The following is a 22565-nucleotide window of genomic DNA, read 5'->3' on the forward strand; positions in this document are numbered from 1 at the left end:
CCGGCGCTCGGAATCGTGAGACTTGCGCCGGCGCAAGTGGTTTTCGGTCAGGGTTGCGTTGCCGGAGCCGGTGCCACCGCCGCCCGCAGCTCATCCCCGAACGCCGCCGCATACCGCCCATACCACCGCGCCGCGATGTTCCCCTGCCTGTCGACCAGCAACGCCGCGATGCCGTCGTTGTCCGCCGTCCCGAGCTGCCCGCGGAACCAGTCCACATCCAGGTACAAGGTGATGGTGCGGTCACGCTGTGCGCGGTCGGGAATGCCCTGCTTCATGCCGCCGTCGATTACCGCGCGCATCCAATTGTAGTTGGTGCCGATGGTGGGCAGGTCGTAGTAGGCGATGACGTTCATATCGATAGACAGGCGCAGTCGGCGGTCGCGAGGGGACTCGGTGCACGCCGGCCTCAATAGAATCGCTGAGGCGACCGCATCGCATACTCCCTCAAGAAGACGAAATCCATCGCAAAGAAGCGCACGACTTCCAAATGCGAATCAATTGCCAACAGTTGGCTTGACCAGCAGTGAACAGGTGCGCTAAGGTCACCAGCGATCGGACAAGGGCGTACCGACATCATGGCAAGCATCTCAGCTCGGCCCGATATCCGAATCTCAAAATTCTGCCGTTATCAATGTGGGAGGCCGTCCATGAACTGCCGCCGTTTGTTTCCCCGGCCATCTTGTTTCTTTCTGGTCTGCATGGTCGCCATGAGTGCCGGGTTCTCGCGAGCCCAGGACCTCATCTGCCATGCGCAGCCTGATACGATCGATGCGCTTTTGGAGCTGAATCGCCAGGCGCCCTACGAAGACGGCGCGGTCCTTCCCGCCCTGCAACTGGCCCTGCATGTGCTGCACGAAAGCGATGGATCGGGTGGTTACGGCCAGTCCGCCATCGATTCCCTACTGGCTGGTCTGAGTGCCGATTTCGCGTCGGTGGGGATCTTGTTCGTGCCCTTGGCAAGAAGCGACATCAACAACAGCCAGTTGTTCCATAGCGCGATCGATAGTGCGGGCACGCTTTTCACGACGTACTCGGACTCGACGCGCATAGACATATTCCTAGCCGAATCCAGTGGGGCGATTGAAGGCACGACGGCAGGCGTTCCGAGCACCGCTCTCGTGTTGACCGGTGCGGCGTGCGGAACGTCGGCGTTGAGCCACTTCATGAGTCACTGTCTCGGGCTCTACGATACCGACGAAACGACCTTTGGTGTGGAGCTCGAAAGCGGGGCAAACAGTGAGGTGGCGGGCGACCTTGTTACGGATACGCCGAAGGTCGCGCCAGCCACGAATATCATGAAAGAGCCGGATGTCGGCAGTTGGGCAGGGTTCACTGCTGAGCAGGGTCGGCGCATGAGCACTGCGGCGCTGGCGCTGCCAGAATTGCGACTGGCATCCTACACGTCGGGCGTCGTGTATCGAGACGGGTCGGAGTCCACCGGCTTGGAGGACACATATGAGGGCGTACCGCACAACTCAATGGCGGCAGATTTGAATAGTGACGGCGCGCTTGATTTGGTCTTGGCGGCAGATCGGTCAGCCTTCATTGCCGCAGACTACGACGCGACAACCGGGGTACCTCTCTTCGACGACCTCACCTTTGCTGTGTTTCCATCAGGTGTCAGTGCGAGTGTTCGTGACGCAGCAGGTGTGATCGTTGCGGACTACGACAATGATGGAGGGTTGGATATATATCTGCCCGGCGCCAATGGGCACCGGCTCCTTCACAACAACGGCTCCGGAGTGTTTGCGGACTCTACCATCGCTTCGGGGATCAATAGTTCCACCTCCTCCGAAAACCAGACGATCTCTGGCTCTTGGGGCGACTACGACGCCGACGGCCGGATCGACTTGCTTGTATTGGTAGAGAGTGCGACCCTCGAGGGTTGTGCTTCAACGCGACTGCTCCGGAACACGAACGGGATCACTTTCACTGAGGTAACCGCGGCCGGAATCTCGGGTTCCGGGTGTGTCTCCGCACTATGGGCCGACTTCAACTCGGACCACTGGATGGATCTCGTCCTTGTGCAGGCCGGACCGGACGGAGAAGGGCAAGGAGATCCCTATCATGGCGGCTTGTCGCGCTACTTCATCAATGATGGAGACGGCACGTTCACCGACGCTACCGCTGATGGCCTGGATGGAGAGAACGACCACTGGACCTACGTGAACTGTGCGGCCGCCATCGCCGATGTTGAACCAGACGGCGACCTTGACATCGTGTACGCGAACAACAACGAGTCCGGCTATTTCAAGTGCGTGCCGCTGTCGGGCGTGGCGCCCATCACTTTCGGATGGTCGGGAGGGTTCGTGATCAACAATACACGAGATCCGCTCGACCTGGATGTCTGCGACTACAACCTCGACGGCCATCCCGACTATGTGTTTGTTGACCCGGACCAGTACGCCTACACGATGCTGAACATCGACCCGGAGGGGGGTACCCAGCCGTTGCAGTTCACCAGCGAAGTACACGAATGGTATCGAGTCAGCGACGGGGGAACCGCGGAGTATCGCAATACGGGCCCGGCGGTGGTGGCGGATTTCAACAGGGACGGCGCGGTCGATGTCTACATGAGTCGCATATGCACCGACGGTCAGTTCTTTCACTACTACCCAGTGGACGAGAACGATCCGGCCCACCCGCTCGGAAACTGGATCGGCATCAGTTTGCGCTGTTTCGATGCTGAGAAGAGCAATCGATTCGGAATCGGCGCGACGGTGAAGGTCAGCCACGGGACAGACGTTCAGGCGCAAGTGGTCGACGGCGGCAGCGGCAAGGCGGGGCAAGGCGCGTTGGATCTGGTGTACGGACTCGGCGATCACCAAGGCGAGGTGGACGTGACGGTCATCTGGCCGGACGGTGAGACCACGCAGGCCTACACCGGCCTCGAGACGGGCCTATATCACACATTGGGACAATACAAGATTCCGCAGAGCAGCCTCGGCTTCACCAAGAGCTACGACCCTTACCTTGCGATGTACACGTGGGAGTTCACCTGGACCACGGAACTTCTCACGGAGGAGGCGGGAGACGAAGTGACTGTCACGCCCGCTTCGGGACATCCCGAGTGCGGATCCAATTCGTTCGTGCTGAACTCCGGCAACTCTGAGATCGAAATCACCTACGACGCCACCAATAAGAACTACCGACACACGCTCTCCTGGGACGGCGGCACCTGCACCGACAGCTGCCAGTACTCATTCATGGCCGAGAGCGCGCTGTATGGCATCGCAACACAGAGCGCGTCGCCGAAGAGCTTCAAGACGAGTTCCTGTGTTCAGATTCGATAGGGGGGTTGGTTATGATCAGATTCATCTTTTCGGCGATAATCGTACTCCAGGGCCTGTCTCTCGGCTCCGCGGAGCCCGCAACGGCCGACAGCGTCATGCCGGAGATCGATGGCGTGCTCGGGCTGAGTGCGGTCGCAGATTCGACGGCACTGGCATTCTGGGTGCCTTTGGCTGAAGGGGAAGCGCTGACGGGATTCAGCTGGTACAACAACGACAGCGCTGCGGCATTTCCGCAGGTGCTCGCGACCAGCGGGGATCCTGGGTCTCGTCCGTCGATTCGGGATGCGGTCGTTGTCAGCTCGGATGTCGCCGGCAACGACTCCGCGTGGAGCCATGTCGAATTCTCCGAACCCGTTGCATCTGGAACCTCCGGGCTTTATGTCTTCCTACAGTTGCCGGCCTCCAGCTCATGTGTGAGCCTGGGGCGAAATGGAGGGGCCGGAATCGGATACTGCGCGGGTATAGGTCGGCCAAGCGCTTGGATCGTGACAAGCGAAGAATCCTGGGACGCACTATCGGGCAGCTGCCAGCTGGCAATTGTCGGGGACATCAGCGCCGACAAGAGTCGAGCGGGGACGGCAGGCGAGCGAAAGGCGGGGACCATTCTGGCGCCCGCAGAGCCCACGACGTCTACAAGCGCCGCGGCAATCACACTGGCGGCGCATCCTAATCCGGCGAATCCCGGAACCGAGATAGTGTTCACGCTCCCGGGGCCCGGAATCGTAGATCTGTCGCTATATGATTTGCGCGGCGCCCAGATACGGACGCTGATCCATGGCATCGCTGGACCAGGCCAGCACGGCGCAACATGGAACGGACGGGACGACCGCGGCAATCCCGTACCAAGCGGCGTGTATCTGGCGAAGCTGACGACCGCGAACGGTTCACTGACGTCGCGAATCACACTGGTCCAGTGAGGGCGGCCATGCGAATGTTGGTATGTTTGGCCGCCTGTATGTGCCTGGCCATTCCGGCAATCGGCACCACCTGGCATGTTGCGAAGGACGGTTCGGGCGACTTCAGCGTGATCCAGGACGCGGTCAATGCGGCCGCATCCGGAGACACGATCCGTGTCGGCGCGGGGAGGTTCGACGACAAGCATCAGATTGGAAATCCACCAGCACAGAAGTACGTGCGATTTCACGTCACAATCGAAGAGGTCACGATTATCGGCGCAGGTCGGGATCTGACCGTCATTGGACCGGCGCAGCCTTGCTCCATCATCCAAGGCAATGATTGCGGCGCGTACCTCGACAGGTACTATGGAGCGGCAGTGGTTCGTATTGCCGGCATCAGGTTTGAGAATATGCACTGTGGGGTCATGTCCATGAGCTCGGTCGATTCATTGATTGTGACCGGCAGCGCATTTGGCGGACACCGCATAGGCATCAGATCGGAAACTACGCATTCGGAGGTGCGCGATTGTCGGTTTGATTCGGTAGCCTATACAAGCTACTACCATCTGGGAACTTCCGGCCCTGACGTCCTGCGGGTAGATGGATGTACGTTCATTCTGGACCTCCAGCCCGCCACACCGCAGCAGCATATGCTGATACAGGCGACGGCAGATGCAGAGGTCGACAATTGCACGTTCCTGCGAGGAACTGCGGGAGTGGTCGTGACGCTCGGCTCGGATGCACGCATCCATGAGTGCCTGTTCGATGGCCAATCGCAGGGCGGAGTGGCCAACGGTGGCCAGAGGATCGCCCTTGAACGCTGCGAATTCCGCAACCAACGTAGCGCGCTGAGTCAATACGGCACCCAGGCCCTCTGGGCTGTAGACAACATCCACGTCTCCGACGTGACCCTGGCCACGCTGGAATACGTGGCCCTGTTCGGCGGCTACATCCGCAACTCCACGCTGGCCCGCGGCGAGCGCTATGTGGTTTGCGACATCACGCCGGAAAAGCGCGCCGACGCGACGCCGGCGACACTGGACATGACGAACAACTGGTGGGGCACTGCCGATCCCGACAGCATCCAGGCGTGGATCTACGACGGCAATGACCGCCCCGAGGACCCGTACTTCATCCAGTGGGACCCGTTCCTTCCGGGTCCGCTGCCGGCGCAGAAGAAAAGCCTGGGGGGCGTGAAGGCGTTGTTCCGGTAGGCGCAACGGATGTGCGCGGGGGCGCCGCTGTGCCGGACTTGCGCCGGCGCAAGTCGCGTACGGTCAGGGTCCGGAGTTCAGGCTGACCGCCGCCCGCAGTTCATCCCCATAGTCAGCCGCATACCGCCCATACCACCGCGCCGCGATGTTCCCCTGCCTGTCGACCAGCAACGCCGCGATGCCCGGGTTGTCCGCCGTCCCGATCTGCCCGCGGAACCAGTCTACATCCAGATACAAGGTGATGGTGCGGTCGCGCTGCGCGCGGTCGGGAATGCCCTGCTTCATGCCGCCGTCGATCACGGCGCGCATCCACTTGTAGTTGGTGCCGATGGTGGGCAGCTCGTAGTAGGCGAAGTCGGGCAGCTGGGGCGCCAGGGTGTCGAGCACGGCCAGCCAGGTGTCGATGTCGGCCTGCTGCTCGCGCTCGTAGGCGACGATCAGCAGGTTGCGCTCGCCCTTCAGTTGTTCGGGCAGCCGCACGCTGCGGCCGCGCAGCGTCTCGGCCGCGATGACCGGGAAGGTGCCGGGCTGCTCGGCGCGGCGGTCGATGATTTCGGTGGCGTGGGCCTGGATTGCGGTGGCCAGTGCAGTCACGAGCAGCGTTGCGACGGTGAATCTCGATTTCATGATGTCCTGTCCTGTTCAGGCCACGATCTCGGCCACGTTCAAACGGCTTCCCGCCACGCGCCGCGCCACGTTGCGCCGCACCAGCCAGATGGCCACCGGCAGCGCCGCGAGCAGCCCGTAGCGCACCGGTGACACATACGCGGCGGCCAGGTTGACCAGCGCCACGCCGATCAGGATGCCGAACAGGGCCATGCCGCGCAGCATGGTCTGCGACGACTGGTCGCGCGTGTAGGCCCGCGAGAACGGCAACAGCGGCTGCAGTCGCTGCGCGAGCAGCAGCAGCAACTCGCACTCGAAGGCCATGAGGCCCAGCGTCACGGCCAGCGCCAGCCAGCCCACGCCCAGCAAATGACCCCGGACGGCCATGATAACCAGCAGCGGCACCAGCGCCAGCCCGCGCACCAGCCCGCGTTGCGCGGCGAGCAGGCGCCCGGCATCCAGGTCGGCCAGGGCCACCACCCACAAGGCCTTCGGCGTGCTGCTGAAGGCGATCAGGAACGGGATCGACATCGACATGATCAGCAACGTCTGGCTGCCGCCGAGCATCAGGTCCAGCCCGGGGTTGGTGCTGTCGGCCTCGGGGCGGGTGTAGTACCAGAGCATGGCGCCGAGCACCGCCACATTCAGCAGCGTGTTGGCGCCGAAGCGCCAGTCGTCGCGCAGGTGAGCCGCGAGCAGCCGTCCGGTGACCCAGCCTTCACGCCCGCGCAGCCACGGCCGCAGCAGCAGCGGCAACACGTCGGTCCAGTGTCCGCGGCGACGCCCGGCAGGCTCGGGCGCTTCGACCGTGGGTGAACCGGTGCGCGGCGTGGCCAGCCGCCAGCCCACCGTCAGAACCAGCAGCGTCAATGCCGCGGCGAGCGCCATGCCGCGCCAGGCGTCTGGTCCGCCGAGCGGATCGCCGAAGCGCGCGAACCACACCGGCGGCAGCCAGTTCACCACGCCGGGATGGGACTTGATGTACCGCGACAGCGGCTCCATCGCCGGCAGCAGCAGCAGCGGCAGCGCCGCCAGGTTGCCGTCGACCAGCGGCGCCGCCAATCGCCGCGCCTGTCGCTGCCCGACCGCGCGCACCAGCGCGGTGGTCAGCGCGGCGGCGCCGATCGCCAGGACCACGGTCTGCACCAGTACGGCGATGAAGAGCAGCGCCGCCGCCAACACCAGGGGCCGCCCCGTGAACACCAGCGTCATCAGCGGCACCACCGACAGCGCCGCGCTCAGCTGCAGCGCGGGCACCAGCGCGGTGCCGATCCGCGCCAGCAGCAGGTCGCGCCGCCGCAGCGGCCACCAGCCCACGGTGAGCTCGTCCTCGGCCAGCAGCAGCGCCGGCACCACCTGCCCCACCAGGTTCGTGGCCAGCAGCAGCACCTGGGCCACGCACAGCACCGCCGGCCCGAGCAGCGGCCGGCCGCTCTCGGCGCCCGCGATGAAGGCGAAGACCAGCCCCACCGAGCCCAGCGCCGCGATGACCAGCATGATGAGGTGCATCGACTCGGGCGGGATGCGGAAGCCGCGCGGGTCGCGCGATCGCAGGCTGAGGTAGATGCCGCGCGCATCCTGCCGCAACGCCTTCAGCAACGGCAGCACTACCGCCGGATCGCCGCCGGCCGCGCGCACCAGCAGGCTGGAAAGGCGCGTCACGCTTCCGCCCCGCCGCCGGTCAACTCCAGGAAGATGTCGCGCAGCCCGGCGCCTTCGTGCGTGGCGCGCAGGTCGCCCAGCGATCCGTCCCAGCGCAGCCGCCCCTGGTGCACGAGCAGCACGCGCGACACCACTTCCTCGACCTGCTGCAGGATGTGACTCGAATAGACGATGCAGGCGCCGCCCGCCGCCAGTTCGAGCAGCAGGTCGGCCAGCGTCTTCTGGCTGCGCACGTCGAGCCCGTCCATCGGCTCGTCGAGCAGCAGCACCGGTGGCCGGTGCAGCAGCGCCGCGGTCACCAGCACCTTGCGCCGCATCCCCTTGCTGAAGGTGCCGAGGCGGTTGCCGCGCGCCTCGGCCACCTCGAACCGTTCGAGCAGCGGTGTCGCGCGCGCGGTGATCTCTGCTGACGTGAGCCCGCGGATGCGCCCGGCCAGTTCGAGATACTCGTCGGCCGTCAGGCCCTCGTACACGGTCCCGTGCTCGGGCACATAGCCGATCGCGCGCCGCACACCGGCGCCATCGGTACGCAGGTCGCACCCGGCCACGGTCGCGGTGCCGTCGCTGGGCTCGAGCAGCGTGGTCAGCAGGTTCAGCGTGGTGGTCTTGCCCGCGCCGTTGGGGCCCAGCAGCGCGGTGATGGCGCCGGCGGGGATGGTCGCGGTGAGCGCATCGACGGCGGTGGTGGCGCCGAAGCGGCGGGTGAGGTTGTCGAGGGTGATCACGGTCGGGCTCCCGGATTCAGGGCAGGTTGCCGCTGCTTACAGCACATTCCATGAATACACGGCTGCTGTCGATCTGTTCACGCAGGTGTCGCCGCCATAGACCAGCGCGGCTGGCCCGCCGTCCTGCCCGGCCAGGGCCTGCCAGTGGCCGAGCCAGGCCAGCGCGTCCTCGGAGATCGTGAGCGCCGACTTCGCCTCCACGGGGACCAGTTCATGCCCGCGGTCGATGACGAAATCAATCTCCTTGCCGGACGAATCGCGCCAGAAATACAGGTCCGCCTCAAGCCCGCGGTTCAACTGGTTCTTCATCAACTCCGAGAATACGAAGCTCTCGAAGACAGCGCCGCGCAACGCGTGTGTGCGAAGTTCTTCGGGCGAGCGGATGCGCAGGAGGTAACACAACAGCCCGGTGTCCAGGAAATAGAGTTTCGCACTCTTGACCAGGCGCTTGCTGAAGTTGCGGTGGTGCGGGCGCAGCAGCTTGACGATGTAACTCGTTTCCAGCACTGACAACCAGCTGCGGGCGGTGGGATGAGTGATGCCACAGTCGTTGGCCAGCGACGTCAGGTTCAGCAGTTGCGCATTGCGCCCGGCGCACAGGCCAAGGAACCGCCCGAAGGCCTCGAGGTCGCTCACTTGCAGAACTTCTGCGACGTCGCGCTCGACATAGGTCCGCACATAGTTGGCCAGCCAGTCGCCGGGTGCGATCCCTTTGTCGTGCAACCGCGGGTAGCCGCCGGCGAAGAGCGTGTCCAGCAAACCCGGTGTTGCAGGAGTGTCGCGAGTGTTGTCCCGCACGTTCGGGATAGCTGACGCAGGCGGCAGGGGGCGGCCCAACTGCTCCAGATCGATGGGGGCTCGGCCACGCAACTCGGCCAGCGACAGCGGCAGCAGGCGAAGCACGGCTGCGCGCCCGGCCAGTGACTGCCGGATCGACCGCATGAGCAGGAAGTCGTGGGAGCCCGTCAGGATGAAGCGCCCCGGTGAGTCGTCCTGGTCGACAAGCGCCTGGATATAAGAGAACAGGTCGGGCGCGCGTTGTGCCTCGTCGATGATCAGTCCGCCGGCTTGACTGCCCAGGAACTCGCGCGGGTCGTGGAGCGCGTATTCGCGTTGACCGGGATCCTCCAGGTTGGCGTACGCCAGGCCGGGAAAGGCCTGGCGGGCGAGCGTCGTCTTGCCGGACTGGCGGGGGCCGGTAAGGGTGACCACCGGGTAATGGAGGGCCTGCCGCCTCAGCGTGGCGGCCATCGTGCGCGCAAACACGGCGGCTCCTTAGGGGTAGAGGCTTCAGTGGAGCGGGCGCTATCCTATCGTCTCCAAGTGGGCCATGTAAATGGAAAATCCGATTTACAATTTACACGAGCACGCCGAAAAATTATCTATCTTGTTGCTAAATATATACTTAGATGGACGGCGTTTCTTTGGTGGTGGGTTCGATTCGTGCCAGCAGACCACTTGCGCCGGCGCAAGTGCCGGAACATGGCGGCGCCATTGAAAAGACGCAATCAGCCAGCCCGGAACCGGCGCCCCGCCGCCATGTTCCTATCTTGATGTGCCAGCTTCACCCCAGGACTCCGGAGGGCTGCCCATGAATCGGCGACACGTGGCCATGTTCCTGCTGCTCGCGCCCCTGGCTGCCGGCGGCAGCCGCGCCGCCGGTGAAAGCAGCTTCGACCCGGCCGCCGCGACCAACGCCTTCGGCGTTGACCTGTACCGGCAGCTGCGCGCCGAAGGCAGCAACCTGTTCTTCTCGCCGGCCAGCATCGCCGGCGCCCTGTCGATGACCAGTATCGGCGCCCGCGGCGTCACCGCCGACGAGATGGATCGCGTGCTGCACCTGTCGGGCGATGATGCAGGAGTGGCCGCCGCCTTTGGCGATCTCATGACGACGCTCACCGCCGCGAACGACCACGCGACCCTGAACGTGGCCAACCGCCTGTACGGTCAGCACGACTTCGGCTTCTCGCCCGCGTTCCTCGCCCTGCTCGATCAACACTACAAGGCCGGGCTCGAACAGGTCGACTTCCGCGCCAATCCCGACGCCGTCCGCCGCGACATCAACACGTGGGTCGAAGAGCAGACGGCACAGAAGATCCGCAACCTGCTGGCCCCTGGCGCGCTCCATGCCGGCACCCGCCTGGTGTTGGTCAACGCCATCCACTTCCTGGGCACCTGGCAGCAGCCGTTCGCCGTCGATGCCACCACCGACGGTCCGTTCCATCGCGAACGCGGCGGCGACGTGACGCTGCCGTTCATGCACGTGACCGGCCGCTTCGGCTATGCCGAGGACGGCGAGGTCCAGATCCTGGCCCTGCCCTACAAGGGCGGCGCCCTGGAGATGGTCCTGATCCTGCCGGCCGAAGGTACTTCTTTGTCTTCGGTCGAAGCCGGCCTCGACGCCGACAAGTTCGCCGGCTGGCTGGCCGCGCCGGCGCCGGCGCGCGTCGCCGTCGGTCTGCCACGCCTGCATCTCGAGACGGCGTTCGACCTGGCCGGGACGCTGGCGGCGCTGGGGATGCCGACGGCCTTCACCGCCGCCGCCGATTTCTCCGGCCTGACGACGACCGGCGCACCCCTGAACATCGACAAGGTGGTGCACAAGGCCTATCTGGATGTCGACGAGAAGGGCACCGAAGCCGCGGCCGCGACAGCGGTGACGATGGAGGTCACCTCGGCCCGCCCGGTGGAGCAGCTGAAGGTGTTCACGGCGGACCGGCCGTTCATCCTGGCGATCAGGCATCAGGCCAGTGGGGCGGTGTTGTTCCTGGGGCGGGTGGCGGATCCTTCATAGGTGGGCCGACCGCTCCGGCCACTATCACTTGCGCCGGCGCAAGTCGGGCGATCGCCACTTGCGCCGGCGCAACTACTTCTCTGCCGCCCCCGCAATGAGCTCCGTCACCCGAGGTTGCACCCCGTTCGGCACCGCGATCGACAGCTGGTAGTGCACGATCTCGAGGCGCTCGCCCGCGACACGCATCACGCCCGTGGCCTGCAGCACGCCCATCGACGAATCGAGCTGCTCGTCGAACCAGATCATCGCGCCGTCTGCCGACCCGCGAACGTGGCGCTCGCGCGGCACCAGCGTCCAGGCGCTCTCGCGCTCGAAGAAGCGCGCCGCCCAGGCCTTGAAGGCGTCGCGGGTCCAGCGCTCGGTGCGGTCGGTGCCGATGTAGATGCCGTCGGCGGCGATCTTGTCGAAGAAGGCGGGCCGCGCGTGCGCGGCGTCGGCATGCCACTCGTCGACGAAGGCGTTCACGCGCGCGGTCAGCGCGGCGTCGTCAGCGCGGGCCGACGGTGCCGCGCCTGCCAGCGCGAGGACAGTGGCCAGGATCACGAACGTCTTCATCGATGAGCCTCCATTCAGCCCTGATCCGGAATCTCCGGCTCGACCAGCTGTGTCAGCAGCGTGAGCGACTCATGCCAGCCAAGGTAGCACGCCTCGGTGGGGATCATCTCGGGGATTCCTTCCTGCACGATCGACACCTCGGTGCCGCACGAGACCTGCTTGAGGTCCACGGTCACGACCATGCCGCCGGGCAGGTTCGGGTCGTCGAAGGCGTCGGTGTGGCGGATGCGCCGGCCCGGCTCCAGTTCCAGGTACTTGCCCCCGAACGAATGCGAGCTGCCGGTGCTGAAGTTCGTGAACGACATCTTGTAGGTGCCGCCGACGGTGGCGTCGAGGTGGTGCACCTTGCCGGTGAATCCGTGCGGGGGCAGCCACTTGACCATCGCGTCGGGATCGAGGAACGCGCGGTACACGCGCTCGGCCGGGGCGCGCAGCACGCGGTGCAGTCGGATGGTGTTGCCGGGCATATTGGGCGCCTTTCGCGGAAGGCGGGGCGTAGCGGATTCGCCTGATCAACGCACCTAGTGCGCTGGTCGGGGCGTGGAGCGGTCATGATACTGCGAGTGGGGTGGGGCGCCAGTGTGCGGACTTGCGCCGGCGCAAGTCCCGGGCGGACCTCGGCGCAACCCCCTGTTGGCGTGAAGATTGACGGGATGACTGCCGAAGTGGGACACTCTCCGGGCCGACGACATCGCGGGATGCGTCTTTTGACATGATGCCGGCCAAGCAGCCCCGAATGCACATGCAGGGATGAGGAATGAATCGTGCCGCATAGCGCCATCCGGATAGAGCATCTGGTTCGCGAATTCGGATCCGTCAAGGCTGTGGACGACCTCAGCCTGGACATCGGTCCTGGCTCCGTGTTCGGCTTTCTCGGCCCGAACGGATCCGGCAAGACGACAACGATCAGGATGCTGCTGGGCCTGGTGGTGCCGACCACGGGGACGGCAATCGTCCTCGGTCATGACATCCGAAACGAAGCGCACCTCATCCGGCAGCACTGCGGCGTGCTGTGCGAGCACTCGGGACTCTATGAGCGGCTGAGCGCCGAGGACAATCTGCAGTTCTATGGGCGCGTCTGGCACTTGAACGCTGCTGGCCGCGCCGCACGCATCTGCGAATTGCTAACCGCAGCCGGGCTATGGGAACGACGCCATGAGCGCGTGGGAACCTGGAGCCGCGGGATGCGACAGAAGTTGGCGATCGCCCGGGCGGTCCTCCATCGGCCGCGGGTAGTGATCCTCGACGAGCCGACGGCGGGACTGGATCCACAGGCTTCGACGGAACTCAGGGCGGCGCTGCTGGCCATGGTTGCCAGCGAAGGCACCACGGTGTTCATCAATACGCACAATCTCGCCGAGGCGGAGAAGCTGTGCACCTTGGTAGGCGTCATCCGGCAAGGGAAGCTGCTTGCCGTCGGCAGCCCGGATGAACTGCGTCGGCGTCGCACAATTCCCTGCCTCGAGATCCGCGGACGAGGCCTGGATTCCGGGCGGTTGCTGCAGGAGATGCGAACAAACAGCGCGGTCATCTCCGCGGTCTGCGAGGGCAACGCGCTCTTCATCGAACTCGGCGATGCGGCCGCCGTGCCGTCCCTGGTCAGCCTGGCCGTGGGGATGGGCGCGGAGATCGAGGAAGTCAGGAAGCCGGACCGCAGCCTGGAGGATGCCTATCTGGCGGTCATGGAGGAGAATCAATGATGGACGATATCCGGGCCGTCTTCTGGAAGGAATGGCGGGAATTCGGCGTGTTCTCCGGAGGCCGGCGCGAGTTGGGCCTGATCCTGTTCATTGCCGTCATCGGTATCTATGTGCCGTTCGAAATGGGTATCCAATGGGTGGAGTCCCCGCTGTTGCTGATGATCTGGGCATGGCTTCCCACGCTTCTGGCCGGTCCGCTTGCGGCGGATTCGTTTGCCGGCGAGCGCGAGAGGCACACCCTGGAGACGTTGCTCTCCAGTCGGCTACCGGATCACGCCATCCTTTTCGGGAAGCTCGCGGCGCTGGCCACCTATGCGCTGGCGATCACCTGGATCGTCATGCTCGTCGGGATCGTGACGGTCAACGTGGCGCATGGGCACGGGGCGCTGATTCTCTATGCGCCGTTGAACTTCGCCGGCAGCATCGGAGTCAGCATCCTGGGCGCGGTGATGGCGTCCGGATTCGGAACACTGGTCTCGCTGAGGTCGGCCACGGCTCGCCAGGCCCAGCAGTTGCTCGGTCGGTTGCCGATCGTGCTGGTTCTTCTGGCCGCGATCGGCGCCAAGGTGATTCCCCACGCCTGGCAGACCCGCGTTTCGGCGGACATCGCGGCGGCCGGAGTGGCCCCGTTGATCGCAACCGGTCTCTGCGTGATCGGCGCCCTGGCGGCGATCGTGGTTCGGCTTGCCGTCCTGAAGTTCAGGCGTGCGGGGGCGATTCTGGACTAGGCTGCCGTTGCGGCACCGGGGTGTCCGCGTGTCGCCACGCACCGCCGCGCTCGACTTGCGCCGGCGCAAGTCTGCTCCCGGAATCTTCCAAGCCCACGGCGTGCGCCCGCTCAATTGTGTCAGGCGCATGGACTCGTCTCCATGGCGGCGGTTGAAATAGCATGAGAGTCATGCTATCATGGTCCGGTCGTTCAGGGATCCGACAACTGAGGATATTTGCCGGTACGAGGGGTTTCGTCATGGTGCGCGTCCCGACACATCGAGAGCCGACCCATCCGGGCGAGATGCTTCTTGAGGAGTTCCTCAAGCCGCTGGGCATCTCGCAGCGGGATCTGGCCGATGGCATCCATGTCCCGTACCAGCGGGTCAACGAGCTGGTCAACCAGCGTCGCGGGATGACGCCGAGTACGGCGCTCCGCTTGTCGCGCTATTTCGGCAATAGTGCCGACTTCTGGATGTCGCTGCAGTACCGCTGGGACCTGTACTGGGCCATGCAGAGCGAGGAGTCCGAGCTGAAGAAGATCCGTCCGGTGCGGGTGGGCGGCTAGGCGGCGGCGTTGTCGAGGCGGTCGAGCAACTGCATTGAAAACTGAAGACGGGCGCTCCCTGGGGAGCGCCCGCCTCTTTTCGAACAGCATGGGTCACGACTTGCGCCACCGACCCACTTGCGCCGGCGCAAGTCCTCAGCCCCGGACTACCGCGGCCGCCCAAACGTCCGCCGCGGCCCGCTCTGTCCCTGCGCCGCCGGCCTGCCGCCCGTGCCGCCGTTACCGCCCGAGCGCGCCCCCGCGCCCGACGAACCACCCGTACCAGCCCCGCGTCCACCGCTCCGGCGCGCCGCCGGCTTCGCAGCCGCCACCGGCCCGCTCTCGCCGCGCGGCGTCCAGTTGCCGTCGCGCTCCATGCGCGGGCGGCCCTGACGCGGCGGCGTGGAGCCGTAATCGAAGCCATCCAGGAGCCGGCGCTCGATGCGCGTGCCCAGCACGCGCTCGATGCCGCGCACGAGCGGCTCGTCTTCCGGAGTCGTGAAGGTGAAGGCCTCGCCCGTCAGTTCCGCGCGGCCGGTGCGGCCGATGCGGTGGGTGTAAGCTTCGACCGTCGACGGCATGTCGTAGTTGATCACGTGCGAGATGGCGCTGATGTCGATGCCGCGCGCGGCCAGGTCGGTCGCTACCAGGATGTCGAAGCGTTCCTTGCGGAAGCCGTCGAGTGCGGCCTGGCGGCGGTTCTGCGTCATGTTGCCCTGCAGTGCGGACACGCGGTGGCCCTTCTGCTCCAGGATCTCGGCCAGGTGGCGGGCACGACGCTTGGTGCGCGTGAAGATGAGCACCTTGCCGGTGGCCTCGCGCTCGAGCATCTCGAGCAGCAGCGGACCCTTGATGTTCTCGCGCATGGGGTACAGCGCGTGCGAGACGGTGGCTGCCGGCCGCGAATGGCCGATTTCCACGACCACGGGATCGCGCAGGATCTGGTCGGCCAGCTGGCGGATGTCCTTCGGCATGGTGGCCGAGAAGAACAGCGTCTGCCGCTGCGTCGGCAGCTGCGCGATGATGCGCCGCACGTCGGGCAAAAATCCCATGTCGCACATCTGGTCGGCCTCATCAAGCACCAGCACCTCGATGCCGCGCAGGTCGATGGTGCCGCTATCCACGTGGTCGAGCAGCCGGCCGGGGCAGGCTACCACCACGTCGACGCCGCGCCGCAGCTTCTCGTCCTGCGGACGCTTGCTCATACCGCCGTACAGCGCCGCGCCGCTCAGGCCCACGACACCGCCGAACTGCGCGCCGGCCTGCCCGATCTGGTCGGCCAGTTCGCGCGTCGGCGCCAGGATGAGGCAGCGCGGGCCGCGGGGGCCCATCAGGCGCGGGCCGTTGGCCAGGCGATGGGCGATGGGCAGCATGAACGCCGCCGTCTTGCCGGTGCCGGTCTGGGCGATACCCAGCACATCGTACCCTTCCATGACGACCGGGATGGCCTTCTGCTGGATGGGCGTGGGCTTGGTGTAGCCGGCCTTGGTGACCGCCGCCAGCAGGCGGGGCTCAAGGGCGAAAGCGGCGAATTCGGAAGGCTTCGTATTCAAGTTCAAGTCTCCTCGGCCCGGTCAGGGCCGTTCTGGGCCCACACAGGGCCCGGATGGGTTTGGTTCAGCGCTCATTGCCGCGCTTGAAATTTCCGGTCACCTTGGCCATGGCCAACTGCTGACCGACCGCATCCAGGTCCGGCACGCGCCGGAGGAAGGACTGTGCGGCTTCGTCCTTCAGGATCGTGACCTGCCGACCACGCCAGGTGATGAACACCTTGCCGCCCGCGCCTTCGCGCCAGGCGAACGGGGCATCGTCAAGGCCCCCGCGTCCTGTATCGGTCATCGGCAACAGCCTCAGGTTTGTGCGAAGGCGAACGCGTACGCGCACGGCGGCACACGGGTGTGCAGCACGCGGCATCGCGCTTGTCGCTCACAAGGGTACGAGGTGACCCGGTCCACAGGCGTCAGAAGCCCTGTGATATCGCCGCGGAGCAGCGGCCCCGCCCAGCGCGGGTCCAGGCCAGATGGCAGAGGAATCGCCCAAGCGGCATGGCGGCGGGCACTTTCGGCGCGCCTGCCATGTGCATCCATGATCGTCGTTCAACACCGAATCCGCAACTTGTATCTCCGCAGGCGGTTTGGGGCGCCGGACAGGGGCGGTTTGCGACACCGCGGATGTTGTCGCAATTTGTCGCCTCGCGGGCGGCGAACGGACCCACCTTGTGCAGGGAGCATGTGACATGAAGGACAAGCTCGAATCACTGGCCCAATCGGCCAAGGACGGCGTTGGCGGCGGCGCCGGCGCGGTGCGGGACGCGGTGGGGCGGCTGGCGGAAATCGGCACGCTCAGTTCGGAGGCCGCCAAGACGCTGGCCGATGACTTGAATGAGCTTTTGCCCGCCATCCGGCGCGCCGGCTACAGCGTGACCGGTATCGATATCGACGTGGCCATCCCCCCGCACATTGCGGTGCATTGCCAGCTCCAGGCCGAGGTGGCCGAGACCGAGCGGCAGGCGCTGCTCGACTCGCTTGAGGGTCGGCGGCTGGCGGCCAGCGCCATCCGCGCGCTCTTTCAGGTGGCCGACCTGCAGAAGCGGCTGTCGGCGGGCGACCTGAAGCCGACGGACGTGATCCTCGACCTGGGCGTGAATCCGGGGGTGAAGGTGCGGTACCGGTAGGCCAGTTGCGCCGGCGCAAGTTGATAACATGCTGTAGAATAAAAGATTAACAAATCTGCGAATACGATAATCGCGCGCGTTCTCAAAACGTGACAATAGATGACAATTGCTGTACGCTTTCAGCATGTCCCTGCCCACCAAAGCCGAGGTCACCCGCCTGCTCCTGGGCCGCGGCGCCCTGGAACACGAGCAGCTCCTGGAGCTGCTCTACGCCGAGTTGCGCGGCGCCGCCGGTCGGCTCATGGCGCGCGAACGCGACGCCCACACCCTGCAACCCACCGCCCTGGTGCACGAGGCGTGGCTGCGCCTGGTGGACCAGGATCGCATCGCCTGGACCGACCGCGCCCACTTCTACGGCATCGCCGCGCGCTGCATGCGGCAGGTGCTGGTCGACCATGCGCGGGCCCGCGCTGCGGACAAGAGGGGCGGCGGCTGGGCGCAGGTCACGCTCGACGAAGGCTTGCTGGCGGGGGAACGTCGCGAACTCGAGCTGCTCGGTCTCGACGAGGCGCTCAGCCGGCTGGCCGAACTGGACCCGCGCGCGGCGCAGGTGGTGGAGCGTCGCGTGTTCGGCGGCATGACGATCGAGGAGATCGCGGCCGACCTGGGCGTGTCGCCGCGCACCATCGACGGCGACTGGGCCACGGCGCGGCTGTGGCTGGCGCGCGAGCTGGAGAACACCTGACCATGGATGCTGCGCGCTACCAGCGGGTGAAGGCGGCGCTGGTCGGGGCGCTCGAGCGCCACGGAGCCGAACGCGCGGCCTGGCTGGACGAAGTGTGCGGTGGCGATGCGGCGCTGCGCGCCGAGGTCGAGGACCTGCTCACGCGCGACCGCTCGGCGCCCGGACTCATCGATCGCGGCCTGCCTGATGCGGCCGCTGCCGTGCAGGCGCTTGCGGCCGAAGCGGCGCCGCCGACGCCGCCGCCCGCGAACATCGGCCCCTACCGCATCACCGGCGTGCTGGGCGAAGGCGGCATGGGCACCGTCTATCGCGGCGAGCAGGACGTGCCGATCAGGCGCGAGGTCGCGGTCAAGGTGCTGCGTCGCGGGCTGGATACCGGGCGCATCCTCGAGCGCTTCGCCTGGGAGCGACGCACGCTCGAGCGCATGGATCATCCGCACATCGCGCGCATTCTCGATGCCGGCACGGCCGCCGACGGCAGGCCGTACGTGGTGCTCGAGCTGATTGTCGGCGAGCCCGTCACGCGTTGGTGCGAGTCGCATGCGCTGCCCACACCGGCGCGCATCGACCTGATGGTCGCGGTTTGCCGCGCCGTGCAGCACGCGCACGATCGCGGCGTGCTCCATCGCGACCTGAAGCCGGGCAACGTGATGGTGCGCGAGATCGACGGGCGCCCGGTGCCGTGCGTGATCGACTTCGGCATCGCGAAGGCCCTGGACCCGACCGACGGCATGCTGACCATGACCGGCCTGCCGATCGGCACGCCGGCGTACATGAGCCCCGAACAGCGGGCGGGCGATACCGCGCGCATCGATGTGCGCAGCGATGTCTATGCGCTGGGCGTGATCCTCTACGAACTGCTCGCCGGCGCGCGACCGTTCGCCGACGCTGCAGCGACCGGCGATGTACCGCCGCCACCGAGCCGCCGCCTCCGTTCCGATACGACCGGAGCGCGCGCGATACGCGCCCTGCGCGGCGACCTCGACCATATCTGCCTGATGGCCATCCGGCACGAACCGGAGCGGCGCTACGCCTCGGCCGGCGCGCTGGCCGACGACCTCGAACGGTATCGCCAGGGCCGCCCCGTGCAGGCCAGCGGCGATGCGTGGAGCTATCGCCTGCGCAAGGCGGCGCGCCGGCACCCGGTGGCGACCGCGGCGGCGGTGGCGGTCACCGTGTTTGCGCTGAGCGGCGCGGGCTTCCTCGTCTGGCACAGCGACCGCCTGGAGCACGAGCGCGCGCGCGCGCTGGCGGCCGAGGAACAGGCGCTGCGGCAGGAGCGCACCGCGCGCGGCACGGCCGAGTTCCTGGAGAACCTGCTGACGGACATTGACCCCGAGCAGGGCGCAGGCGCCGAGGTCACTGCCCGCGCACTGCTGGAGCGCGGCGCCGAAAAGCTGGAGAAGGAATTGTCCGACCAGCCGCTGCTGCGAGCGCGGCTGCTGCGCATCATCGGCCAGTCGCGACACAGTCTGGCCGAGCACGAACCGTCGCTGGCGCTGGTCGACCGTGCGCTGGTCGCGGCGGCGCAGGAGCCGGACACCGCGGCCGCCATGGCCGAGCAGGCCGAACTGCACGAACTGCGCTCGACCGTGCTCTACGACATGGGCCGGTATGCGGAGTCGGAGGCGGCCGACTATGTGGCGCTCGACCTGTATCGGCGCCTGCACGGCGAGGGCAGCCGCGAGCAGGTCGTCGTCATGGCCGACCTGGCGATGGCGATGCAGGCGCAGTCGCGCGTGGACGAGGCGGTGGACGTGTTGCGCGAGTCCATACGCATCGGCCTGCTGCTGGGCGAGCCGGCCGCGCAGGATGTGGCCTGGTCGCGCAACAACCTGGGCTACCTGCTCTACCAGAAGGGTGCCTGGGCCGAGGCGGTCGAAGTGTTGAACCTGGCGCTGGACGCGCAGCGCCGCCTGATCCCGGACGACAACATCGAGCTGGCCGGCTCGCTGAACAACCTGGGCGGGATGTACGTCGAGCTGGAGCGGTTCGACCAGGCAGAGAGGCTGCTGACCGAAGCCCTGGACATGTACCGGCGCATCTACGACGGGCGGCACCCTGCCGTCGCGCGGGGGATGATCAGCCTGGGTGGCGTGGCGCTGCGGCAGGGCGATGTTGAACGCGGCGCGAAGTTGATCGAGCCGGGTGTGGCCCTGGCCCTGGAGCTGCTGGCGCCCGACCATCCGCACGCGACGGCCGCACAGCTGGTGCTGGCGCGACTGCGGCGCGACCAGGGGCGCGCCGCCGAGGCCGAGAGGCTGTTCCGCCAGGTCGTGGCGACGCGCGAGCGCGTCTTGGGTCCCGACCACCGGCGCACGCGCGATTCCCGCGGCAGCCTGGCCGAGTTCCTGCTGCACGAACGCCGGTGGGCCGAGGCGCGCGCGCTGCTGCGCGACCTGCTGTCGGCCGAGGAGGCGCGGCTGCCGGCCGACCACCCTGGCCTGAACGAGCTGCGCACGCGCCTGGCCGAAGCCGAACTGCGCCTGGACGGAGCCAATGAGGCGCGTGCGCTGCTGCAGGCGGCGCTGCCGAGGCTGGAGCAGGCGCTGGGACCGGAGCACTCGGCCACGCGGCGGGCGCGGGAGCTGCTGGCGGCGGCTGGGTAGCACAGCCCCCGGACAAGCGGCGGGCGGGCCGCCTTCGACCCGCCCGCGCCGTTCCCCGCTGTTGTCCCCCTACAGCGAGTACTTCGCCAGCAACTGCTCCACCAGCCAGTCGCGCTGCGCGTCGTTGATTGCCTCGCCGTAGGCCTTGATCTCCGCGATCTCGACCAGCGAGCCCGTGCTGCTGCCCAGGCGCGCCCCCACGAACTCCAGCAGGTCGTCCGTGAATGCGGGAGCCTCCGCCACCGGGTTGGCGGCGCCGCCCAGCCACACCTTCATGCCCTCGGTGGCGCTGAACCGGAACGTGTAGACCTGGAATCCGGTCAGCGGCAACGCCACCGGTGCATCCAGACGCGGCCCCAGATGACCGATCGAAACCTGCGACGGGTTGCGGAAGCCGACTTCCAGGCTCGTGCGCGCGTTCACGCCGCCGCCGAACACGAAGTTCGTCGGGTAGCTCATGGTCGCGCTGACCGTGCGGGCCACGGCGATGACGGTGTAGTCGCTGTGCGTGAAGTCGAGCCCGGGGAACGACAGCGCGTTGCCGAAGGCACCGGTGGCGCCGCCGAAACGCACCACCGGCAGGCCGTTGATGGCGTTCGTCCGGTACAGGCCGGCGCTGGTGATCCCGCCGCCGGGCGGCGTGGCGTCGCGCGTGGCGTCGGCGAAGGCGTTGGCCCACTTCGTGACGCGATTGGAGCCGTCGCGCGTGACACCCTGGTCGCCGCGGTACCAGAACAGCGGGTTGGCGAACGACTCGCCCACCGGCACGCAGGTGGTCACGTCGTACTCGGTGGCCACCGCCACGCTGACGATGCGGTCGCGATGTGCCACGCTGCGCACCACGTACGACAGCGGCATGCCGGTGTCGATCTGCCCACCCTGCGCCAGGTAGTTCTTGAGCGTCGTGAAGTCGGTCGTGATGGCGCCGAGCGCGGCCGAGGCCTCGCCACCCAGCGCGTAGGCCGAGATCTTCACGTTCTCAAGGTCCTTCACGTAGGTGGTGTTCACGCCGATGGTGCCGCCGGCGGCCGCCGTGCGGAACGAGGCGTCGACCGAGGCCTCGATCTCGGTACGCGTCGCCGTCGACTCGACCAGCAGGTAGAAGATGCGTCCGTAGGTGACCGACGAGATGAACGCCGGCGGGTTGCCCGGGCCCACGAACGGGTCCAGTTCCGCCGGCGTCACGTCGGCGGCGAAGAACTGCTCCACGGCCGTGGGGATCTCGAAGGCCATCGTGAAATAGCTCTGCACCAGCTTGACCAGGAAGCGGTTGTACTGCCGGTCGCGATGGAAGGCCAGCGAGGCAGCCACGTCGCCGAACAGGTTGCCGGCGCTGACATCAAGGGCCAGCGAGAACTCCTCGTCGGTGCGCACCTCCTCCATCGTGAAGGTGAACCGCGCCGGGATGGTGTTCGAGGCCGTGGCGATGATGTCGTTCTGCGCCTGCAGGATGCTGCCGAGGGCGACTACGGGGATGTCGCGCGCCACCGCCGGCGATCCGTTGAGGATGGTCATCACCACGCGGCCGCCGCCGCGGCGTACGGGAATCGGGTCCGGTGTGGCCCGCCCGAGCGTGCTGCCCTGAAGCAGGTTGCCCGGGAAGATGATGTCGGCGTTGGGGTCGAACTGCGGGAACGAGCCCGGCGCCTCGACCACGTTGTAGCGCGTGGTCGTGCAGAAGAAGTCCTCGTTGCCGACCGTCTGGAGAACAGTGTTCTCGGAAACGATCTCGTTCTGTGGTGCGACGGTCTCGAACTCGCCGCCGGTCGCGATGACGGCGTCGAAGCCCGTGGCGTCAGGTGAGGCGGAGTCGCCGCCGCAGGCGATGCAGCCGACCACCAGGGCCAGCACCGTCGCCATCGTCAGGATGCGCTTGATCATGCCGTTTCCTCCTTCA

The 22565-nt window shown here is 66.6% G+C and carries 20 protein-coding genes; 10 read left to right on the top strand and 10 right to left on the bottom strand.

What is annotated here, in order from left to right:
* Window positions 1-47: 47 nt before the first annotated feature.
* A complete protein-coding gene (locus IPG61_08960; GenBank protein ID MBK6734206.1) occupies window positions 48-353 on the bottom strand; it encodes a hypothetical protein in 306 nt (101 codons plus the stop codon).
* Between the two features lie 294 nt (window positions 354-647).
* Here IPG61_08960 and IPG61_08965 point away from each other — a divergent pair, with 294 nt between their 5' ends.
* From IPG61_08965 to IPG61_08975, 3 genes are read left to right on the top strand one after another with little or no spacing between them, the layout of a single operon-like run.
* Window positions 648-3293 (top strand): CRTAC1 family protein, encoded by a 2646-nt coding sequence (locus tag IPG61_08965; GenBank protein MBK6734207.1) that lies wholly within the window; start codon window positions 648-650, stop codon window positions 3291-3293.
* Between the two features lie 11 nt (window positions 3294-3304).
* Complete coding sequence (locus IPG61_08970) at window positions 3305-4210, top strand: T9SS type A sorting domain-containing protein (GenBank protein ID MBK6734208.1); 906 nt, start codon at window positions 3305-3307, stop codon at window positions 4208-4210.
* An 8-nt stretch (window positions 4211-4218) separates the two neighbouring features.
* Window positions 4219-5403: a hypothetical protein gene (locus IPG61_08975; protein ID MBK6734209.1), complete on the top strand. Its 1185-nt coding sequence runs from the start codon at window positions 4219-4221 to the stop codon at window positions 5401-5403.
* Window positions 5404-5466: 63 nt separating this feature from the next.
* Here the strand turns inward: IPG61_08975 and IPG61_08980 are convergent, their stop codons facing one another.
* The 4 genes from IPG61_08980 to IPG61_08995 are packed head-to-tail and all read right to left on the bottom strand — an operon-like array spanning window position 5467 to window position 9647.
* Entirely contained in the window at window positions 5467-6030 is a 564-nt protein-coding gene (locus IPG61_08980; GenBank protein ID MBK6734210.1) for a hypothetical protein, read from the bottom strand.
* Window positions 6031-6045: 15 nt separating this feature from the next.
* Window positions 6046-7671: a hypothetical protein gene (locus IPG61_08985; GenBank protein ID MBK6734211.1), complete on the bottom strand. Its 1626-nt coding sequence runs from the start codon at window positions 7669-7671 to the stop codon at window positions 6046-6048.
* On the bottom strand, window positions 7668-8396 hold the full coding sequence (locus IPG61_08990; protein ID MBK6734212.1) for an ABC transporter ATP-binding protein: 729 nt from the start codon (window positions 8394-8396) through the stop codon (window positions 7668-7670). The genes IPG61_08985 and IPG61_08990 overlap by 4 nt, the downstream gene beginning before the upstream one ends.
* Window positions 8397-8432: 36 nt before the next feature.
* Window positions 8433-9647, bottom strand: a complete 1215-nt coding sequence (locus tag IPG61_08995) for an ATP-binding protein (GenBank protein MBK6734213.1) — start codon at window positions 9645-9647, stop codon at window positions 8433-8435.
* A 340-nt stretch (window positions 9648-9987) separates the two neighbouring features.
* Between IPG61_08995 and IPG61_09000 the strand changes: the two genes are divergently transcribed.
* Window positions 9988-11190 (top strand): serpin family protein, encoded by a 1203-nt coding sequence (locus IPG61_09000; GenBank protein ID MBK6734214.1) that lies wholly within the window; start codon window positions 9988-9990, stop codon window positions 11188-11190.
* 72 nt (window positions 11191-11262) lie between these two features.
* Here IPG61_09000 and IPG61_09005 read toward each other — a convergent pair whose 3' ends face one another.
* Window positions 11263-11745, bottom strand: coding sequence for a nuclear transport factor 2 family protein (locus IPG61_09005; GenBank protein ID MBK6734215.1), 483 nt, complete (start codon window positions 11743-11745; stop codon window positions 11263-11265).
* A gap of 14 nt (window positions 11746-11759) precedes the next feature.
* Window positions 11760-12212 carry an SRPBCC family protein gene (locus tag IPG61_09010; GenBank protein MBK6734216.1) on the bottom strand — a complete coding sequence of 151 codons (453 nt, stop codon included), beginning with the start codon at window positions 12210-12212 and terminating at the stop codon, window positions 11760-11762.
* 297 nt (window positions 12213-12509) lie between these two features.
* Between IPG61_09010 and IPG61_09015 the strand changes: the two genes are divergently transcribed.
* The 3 genes from IPG61_09015 to IPG61_09025 all read left to right on the top strand — a co-directional run bounded on the left by IPG61_09015 (window position 12510) and on the right by IPG61_09025 (window position 14721).
* A complete protein-coding gene (locus tag IPG61_09015; protein ID MBK6734217.1) occupies window positions 12510-13445 on the top strand; it encodes an ABC transporter ATP-binding protein in 936 nt (311 codons plus the stop codon).
* Window positions 13442-14173 carry an ABC transporter permease subunit gene (locus IPG61_09020; protein MBK6734218.1) on the top strand — a complete coding sequence of 244 codons (732 nt, stop codon included), beginning with the start codon at window positions 13442-13444 and terminating at the stop codon, window positions 14171-14173. Before IPG61_09015 ends, IPG61_09020 begins: the two co-directional genes overlap by 4 nt.
* A 239-nt stretch (window positions 14174-14412) precedes the next feature.
* The gene (locus tag IPG61_09025) at window positions 14413-14721 is read left to right on the top strand and encodes a HigA family addiction module antidote protein (protein ID MBK6734219.1); all 309 of its coding nucleotides are present in this window, start codon (window positions 14413-14415) and stop codon (window positions 14719-14721) included.
* Between the two features lie 146 nt (window positions 14722-14867).
* On the opposite strand, the gene IPG61_09030 is transcribed toward IPG61_09025, so the two are convergent.
* Both IPG61_09030 and IPG61_09035 read right to left on the bottom strand, forming a co-directional pair.
* Window positions 14868-16253, bottom strand: coding sequence for a DEAD/DEAH box helicase (locus IPG61_09030; protein ID MBK6734220.1), 1386 nt, complete (start codon window positions 16251-16253; stop codon window positions 14868-14870).
* Between the two features lie 64 nt (window positions 16254-16317).
* On the bottom strand, window positions 16318-16539 hold the full coding sequence (locus IPG61_09035; GenBank protein ID MBK6734221.1) for a hypothetical protein: 222 nt from the start codon (window positions 16537-16539) through the stop codon (window positions 16318-16320).
* A gap of 397 nt (window positions 16540-16936) precedes the next feature.
* Between IPG61_09035 and IPG61_09040 the strand changes: the two genes are divergently transcribed.
* From IPG61_09040 to IPG61_09050, 3 genes are all read left to right on the top strand, one after another.
* Window positions 16937-17374 carry a hypothetical protein gene (locus tag IPG61_09040; GenBank protein MBK6734222.1) on the top strand — a complete coding sequence of 146 codons (438 nt, stop codon included), beginning with the start codon at window positions 16937-16939 and terminating at the stop codon, window positions 17372-17374.
* 124 nt (window positions 17375-17498) lie between these two features.
* On the top strand, window positions 17499-18059 hold the full coding sequence (locus IPG61_09045) for a sigma-70 family RNA polymerase sigma factor (GenBank protein ID MBK6734223.1): 561 nt from the start codon (window positions 17499-17501) through the stop codon (window positions 18057-18059).
* Window positions 18060-18061: 2 nt separating this feature from the next.
* Window positions 18062-20668: a tetratricopeptide repeat protein gene (locus IPG61_09050; protein ID MBK6734224.1), complete on the top strand. Its 2607-nt coding sequence runs from the start codon at window positions 18062-18064 to the stop codon at window positions 20666-20668.
* A gap of 69 nt (window positions 20669-20737) precedes the next feature.
* Here the strand turns inward: IPG61_09050 and IPG61_09055 are convergent, their stop codons facing one another.
* On the bottom strand, window positions 20738-22549 hold the full coding sequence (locus IPG61_09055) for a thiol-activated cytolysin family protein (GenBank protein ID MBK6734225.1): 1812 nt from the start codon (window positions 22547-22549) through the stop codon (window positions 20738-20740).
* Between the last annotated feature and the right edge of the window lie 16 nt (window positions 22550-22565).

Source organism: bacterium (genome assembly GCA_016703265.1).
Taxonomy (GTDB): domain Bacteria; phylum Krumholzibacteriota; class Krumholzibacteriia; order LZORAL124-64-63; family LZORAL124-64-63; genus CAINDZ01.